At 43.2% G+C, this 5,143-nt stretch carries 5 protein-coding genes; 2 read left to right on the top strand and 3 right to left on the bottom strand.

What is annotated here, in order from left to right; genetic code table 11:
• On the top strand, positions 1–426 hold a 426-nt coding region (locus AB4653_RS04990), incomplete at its 5' end, for an Sbal_3080 family lipoprotein (protein WP_372103469.1).
• A 41-nt stretch (positions 427–467) separates the two neighbouring features.
• On the opposite strand, the gene AB4653_RS04985 is transcribed toward AB4653_RS04990, so the two are convergent.
• The 3 genes from AB4653_RS04985 to AB4653_RS04975 all read right to left on the bottom strand — a co-directional run bounded on the left by AB4653_RS04985 (position 468) and on the right by AB4653_RS04975 (position 4,126).
• Positions 468–755: a hypothetical protein gene (locus AB4653_RS04985; protein WP_170962756.1), complete on the bottom strand. Its 288-nt coding sequence runs from the start codon at positions 753–755 to the stop codon at positions 468–470.
• Positions 685–897 (bottom strand): DUF2971 domain-containing protein, encoded by a 213-nt coding sequence (locus AB4653_RS04980; protein WP_083783993.1) that lies wholly within the window; start codon positions 895–897, stop codon positions 685–687. The genes AB4653_RS04985 and AB4653_RS04980 overlap by 71 nt, the downstream gene beginning before the upstream one ends.
• Positions 898–1,513: 616 nt before the next feature.
• Positions 1,514–4,126 carry a molybdopterin oxidoreductase family protein gene (locus tag AB4653_RS04975; RefSeq protein ID WP_032555002.1) on the bottom strand — a complete coding sequence of 871 codons (2,613 nt, stop codon included), beginning with the start codon at positions 4,124–4,126 and terminating at the stop codon, positions 1,514–1,516.
• A 473-nt stretch (positions 4,127–4,599) separates the two neighbouring features.
• On the opposite strand from AB4653_RS04975, the gene AB4653_RS04970 reads away from it, so the two are divergent.
• On the top strand, positions 4,600–5,143 hold a 544-nt coding region (locus AB4653_RS04970), incomplete at its 3' end, for an FAD-dependent oxidoreductase (protein WP_372103466.1).

The raw sequence follows: 5,143 nt of genomic DNA, 5'->3' as shown, positions 1-5,143 counted from the left end.
ATTGTTGAGTTACAAAAACTAGATACAACGTATTTAGAAAACAAGGAACTACTGATAATTGACGATGGCCGAACAAAAGACTCAATTAAAAAAATCATTGCTGCAAAATTAGACGAATACGGATATGACTACCAAGTTATTGATATCTCTCAGTCCAACTCAAAAACCACAGACGCCCCAAAACTAACATATTCTGCAAACTGGTGGTGGGATATGGCTACTTATATGCGTTACCTAAATGTTGAGGTTAAAGATAAAGGTCAAACGATTGCACTAGTAAAAATTGACACAGTAAAGTGCGGTGGCATTGATAAATTTGGTTCCGCTGAACGACGTACTCAAGTAACACTAGATCTTTTACTTAGTGATTTGACAAAAGACGAAGCAAACGAACTAATCTGTCTTGGTGGTACGCCAAACAACTAGTTCCTAAGGGCCTCTACTACGAGGCCTTTATAATACACGCTTCAACTAACATTTTTATTATGTGATTTTTTGAACTTAATGCCAAAATCCCCTTGCTTTAACTCAGCGTGGAACAACTTTATTTCCGTGCCCACTATTAATTTCTTGACTATTTCAATGTCTATTGGTGACGCTCTTACGCCAAAAGAGATTGATAAGATTTTTCCGGGTAACGGATAACCTCTATCACCTTGTGGTTTAAAAGTTCGCAACTCTTTTTCATATTTCCATTGCAAATATTTTGTGTATAAAATCTCTTTGCAATGATGCATTAAACCTATCTTTTTCAAGTAAAATTTTTGTATTCAATGACGGATAACTTTTAGTATATTTTACTTTTCTAGTTACCTCATGATTGCCCAATTCATTCTGCTCGTTTCTTTCTAGCTCAATAAAAATTCCATTGTGATTATCAGCATAATGAGACCACATTAGAATATCAGTTGCGTTTTCTGTCAGTAATACGATTCCAAAGTTTTCAAATGATGATGAAACCTATCAATATCTGGAATTACATTTTTGAGTTTGAATGCCATAATGTCTGGCTCATTGGGAAAGGCTCGTGCGATTTTATTTACATTAGTAGATGAAGTCATGGCGGTATTGCTGGGAAACGAGCATTTCGTATCGAAAGGATCATTAAATGACTCAGGTAGTGCATAGTTAATGCGTTCTGAAGCTATAATATCTAGTGTGAATTGATTCAGGGGCTTGTATTTTTATAAGGACGTCACTTCAGAATTTTTCATACATTTTCCACTCTACCTAAACATTCACACCTAATCACATAACAGCTATGTTAGACAGAATAATCCTGAATTTTGTCTCTGAAACAATTCTGTCTAGTTTCCAAGACGCGCTGCACTAGGTCCAATAACCCATTTAATAACATCATCTTACCTACTTATCTTCGTATCAGACATGACGAAAAGCAGAAAACCACCCAATATGTGAGTTGTTCATATCTTGGGTGTCGTGCTCTCAAACAAAAACGCCGACATGATAGTCGGCGTCTACGTTATAAGTATGGATGAATAAGAGGTAATAACTACTTTGCCATGGCACTCAAAAACTCGGCTTCGAACTCTTGATCGGCTTCTCGGGTTAGGCACTCCACTAGCCATTCGATGCTTTGATGGTCGAGCTTACTGTTGACTACGAACGCTTGCTTCACGCCAAATTGATCCAGCTTGGCAGAGCCGTAGTTCTTGAATGATTTGTTGCCGTGATAATGGAGTGACTTAATTGCTTCTGCATTCGGTTCTGGTAAAGCATCGAGTGTGTTAGCAAGCTGAATCACCAACTCCATTGGGTTCTTAGAGGAAGATATGCGATACAGAAAACCGCCCTCCACTCTTTGGCGCACCCAGTAATCAAATCCGCTGCAATCCATCACTTTGTCACTGACCAGTGCGGCTTCACTACGATAACCACACGGCTCAACCACCACTGGGGTGTGTTTAAACTCTGGCTGGCCTGAAGCCGCATCGGTATGAGGCAAGATCAGGTCACACGGTTTGCTGTCTTTGGCGGTCGGTGCATTCCAGTGAATAGGCATGAAGACTTGTTCGCGGCGCATCTCTTTGGTTACCACTAAGCGAGCTTGGCACTCCCCTTGTTCACTGCGCACTTTCACCACTGGATTAATAGTGGTGTGGTTGAAAGCATCTAGCCCAAATTCATCTAAGCCGAACTCTTCTAAACCAAGTGCTGCAACCGTATCTGGGTGCATGGCAACAAAGGGTTCTGGTGTGTGTTCGCCTAAACCTGCGGCCAAGCCCGTGCGGCTCATGGTGTGCCATTGGTCTCGGATTCGGCCTGTGTTCATGATAAGTGGGAATTCGACACTGGTATCAGCAATCGGCTTGTCGTGCTCAACCGCGATAAACTGCGCTTTGCCAGATTCAGTAAAGAACTCGCCGTCGGTGAACATGCGCTGTTCAATGATCTCTGGTTGATATTCAAGTACTGGCCATTGTTGCGGAGTGAGTTCACCATAGCCTTTTTCATCCAATTGAGTGAGCCCTATTAAGCACAAGTCACGCGCTTTACCTGTTTCATTACCAAGCGCAGTCATCTCGCAATACTCTTTGAAGATCTCGCCTTCGTGGCGATACTCAAACTGCTCTTTGAATCCCATTTTTTGCGCGACTTCTTTTAATATCCACCAATCAGGTTTGGCTTCCCCTGGGCTTGGTAATATACGGCGTTGGCGCGAGATTCGACGCTCAGAATTAGTCACGGTGCCCGACTTCTCGCTCCACCCTTGCGCGGGCAGCACCACATCGGCCAAGCGTATGGTTTCAGTATCGGCAATACAATCAGACACCACCACAAATGGGCACTTCTCTAGTGCGGCTTTGATTTTTTCGCTATCAGGCAGGCTCACGACTGGGTTCGTTGCCATGATCCACACCGCTTTGATTTTTCCCTCATTCATGGCACCAAACAGGTCGATCGCTTTTAAACCCGCATGTGTGGCTAAGCTGTCGGTTTGCCAGAACTCGCTCACCGTTTGGTGTGATTGCGGATCACCAAACTCAAAGTGCGCCGCTAAGGTATTGGCTAGGCCGCCCACCTCACGCCCACCCATTGCGTTCGGCTGACCCGTTACAGAGAATGGCCCCACGCCCGGCTTGCCAATTTTCCCAGTGGCTAAATGGCAATTAATAATGGCGTTTACCTTGTCACACCCTTGTGTGGATTGATTTACGCCTTGGGAATAGATGGTGAGCACCTTCTCGTTAGATGCAAACAACTGGTAGAACTGTTCAAGTTGCTGTTCAGTAAGCCCTGTTAGCTCAGGAACGCTTTTGTCTCCCTTACTTGATTCGGTATAGTCTGATTCGGTATAACAATAATGACTTGCAGAACGAATCGCTTCAGTAAAGCCTTGAGTGTGGTTTTCTATATAGTCTGAATCTAGCTTGTCGTTATCGTCGAGGTAACCCAATAAACCGTTAAACAGCGCCACGTCTGAGCCAGATTCCAATGCCAAGTGAATGTCTGCGATTTCACAGGTGTCGGTATAACGCGGGTCGATGACGATGACTTTCAATGCAGGGTTGGCTTGTTTCGCGGCTCTTAGCCTTTGGAAAAGTACCGGATGACACCATGCTAGGTTGGAGCCTGTAATCACAACCAGATCGGCTTGCTCGAGATCTTCATAACAGACAGGTACGGTGTCTGCGCCAAATGCTCGCTTATGCCCAACCACGGTTGAAGCCATGCACAGCCTAGAATTACTGTCGATGTTGCCACTGCCGATGAAGCCTTTCATCAATTTATTGGCAACATAATAGTCTTCAGTAAGCAGCTGACCAGAAACATAGAACGCAACCGAATCGGCTCCAAATTCTTCAATCGTTTGATTGAATTTGTCTGCAACCAACTGAGTGGCACTGTTCCAATCCAGCTCTTGTTTTTGCTCATTCTGAATATGAGCAGGCTGTGTTAGGCGCCCTAAAGGCGTGACAGTATCACCAAGCGCAATCCCTTTAGTACATAGCTTCCCATAGTTTGATGGATGATCTTTATCACCACGTACTTCTAGTTTTCCTAACGATGTCGGTCTCGCTTCTATTCCACACCCTACACCACAATAAGCACAGGTTGATTTTATCCAACCGCTGTTTGAATCGGTCATCCGTTTCTCGCTCAATTATCCATAATTGTAATAACTCAAACCAAGCAAATAGCACGCCACTTAATACCAGCCGACAAAAAAGAAATATTTAACATTAAAAACAATCACTTAATAAAAAAACAAAATATCAATACTGAATAGATTTCAACTTAACCAAGATAGAAACTTAATTTTTGCACCATCTTGCGGAAAGTTGCACCACAAACGCTCATTTATATAAATCTAACAAAAAAATTACATACCACTTTAGGGGTAATTGCGTGCCACCGCCAAATTTTAAACCACTGAAAAATATAAATTAAATTTTATTTAAATGAACAACCCGCAATCTGGCACCCTACTTGCTCCACTAAAAACCAAGACTTAGAAAAAACATTTTTGTTTTTCTTGATGATTATGAATTGAGTGGAATCTCAACCCGGTATTCATCTGCTAACGACTAGAAATTAGATGCTAGTGATGGTGACGCCGAGAATAAGGAATGGATTATGAGCAAGAAGAAAATCGTCGTTGTGGGTAACGGCATGGTTGGACACAAATTTATCGACAACATCCTGCAATCAGAGAGTGATGAGTTTGATGTGATTACTTTTAGTGAAGAGCCAAGGTTGGCCTACGACCGTGTTCAGTTGACCGCTTACTTCAAGCGCGGAAATGCTGATGATTTGGCATTAACCAGCGAAGAGTATTACCAAAGCAATGGCGTCAATTACCTTCTCAACGCGAGAGTCGCTCAACTGGATACTGAAAATAAGTGCGTTGTGACTGAATCGGGACATACCGAGAGTTATGACACCTTAATTCTGGCAACCGGTTCATTCCCTTTTGTTCCCCCTATTCACGGTAACGACCAAGAACACTGCCACGTTTATCGCACCATTGAAGATCTAGACGCCATTGAACTATCTAGCAAAGGCAGCAAATCTGGCGTCGTTATTGGTGGTGGTCTGCTTGGCTTAGAAGCCGCAAACGCAGTCAAAAACCTTGGGTTGGAAACCCATGTAGTGGAATTTGCACCTCGCCTGATGGCCG

The organism is Vibrio sp. 10N.222.48.A3 (genome assembly GCF_041475345.1).
In the GTDB taxonomy this organism is placed as follows: domain Bacteria; phylum Pseudomonadota; class Gammaproteobacteria; order Enterobacterales; family Vibrionaceae; genus Vibrio; species Vibrio tasmaniensis_A.
Note: the sequence above shows the minus strand (reverse complement) of the source record. Positions and strands in the feature narration are given on the sequence as shown.